The sequence below is a fragment of the Aquimarina sp. genome (assembly GCF_977115655.1).
The window spans coordinates 1-1,061 of the sequence record NZ_CDSBKO010000158.1; the positions used below are offsets into that span (position 1 = coordinate 1).

The window sequence follows — 1,061 nt, forward strand, 5'->3', positions numbered from 1 at the left end:
ATAGCAAGCATGAAAAGTCAACTACATCTAATTCTAGAAATGGCTATTCTCAAAAGAAAGTTCGCACTTCTTTAGGCGAATCACAAATAGAAGTTCCCAGAGATCGAGACGCTTCTTTTAATCCTATGCTGGTTCCTAAAAGAGGAAGTATGGTTGATGGGATTGAAAACATAATTATTTCGCTTTACGCCAAAGGGATGAGTAATAGTGATATTGAAGAACAAATCCGTGAGGTATATGATTTTGAAGTCTCTACTTCGACCATTTCCAGAATCACAGATAAAATTACTAATGACATTGTAGCTTGGCAAAACAGACCCCTAGAACCTGTGTATCTTATTGTTTGGATGGATGGTATTGTTTTTAAAGTACGAGAGAACTCTAAGGTGATCAATAAAACTATTTATATTGCTGTAGGATTGCGCAGAGATGGTAAGAAAGAAGTATTAGGGCTTTGGCTAGGTAAAAATGAGTCCGCAGCGTTTTGGATGAGTGTGCTTACCGATATCAGAGCTCGTGGTGTAGAAGACCTATTGATTACTGCTACTGATAATCTTAATGGTTTTACCGATACTATCAAAAATGTCTTTCCAGAAGCTACCACACAGATTTGTGTAGTACATCAAATACGCAATGCTTGTAGATATGTCGTTTGGAAGGACAAAAAATCCTTTGCTAAGGATATGAAACTCATCTATGATGCACCAACCAAAGAAGCAGCAAAAGCAGCCCTGGATGATTTTGCACAAAAATGGGAAGCAAAATATTCTTATGCCATAAAAAGCTGGAGAGACAATTGGGAGGAGCTTACAGCTTTCTTTGAATTTCCTCTAGAGATCAGAAAAATTATTTACACAACAAACCTTATTGAAAACCTGAATGGAAAAATCAGAAAGTATACCAAAAACAAATTATCATTCCCTACGGATCAAGCTGTGATGAAATCTGTATATTTGGCAACCAGAGAAGCAACCAAAAAATGGTCTATGCCAATCGCAAATTGGGGAATAATCCTCAATCAGTTCTTAACTATATATGAAAAAAGGGTAAGACTTTAAAAA

Annotated in this window: 1 protein-coding gene; it reads left to right on the plus strand. The window is 36.3% G+C overall.

The genetic code is table 11. From position 1 onward, the window contains the following. On the plus strand, positions 1 to 1,058 hold a 1,058-nt coding region (locus ACZIYX_RS23985; protein ID WP_462684783.1), incomplete at its 5' end, for an IS256 family transposase. Between the last annotated feature and the right edge of the window lie 3 nt (positions 1,059 to 1,061).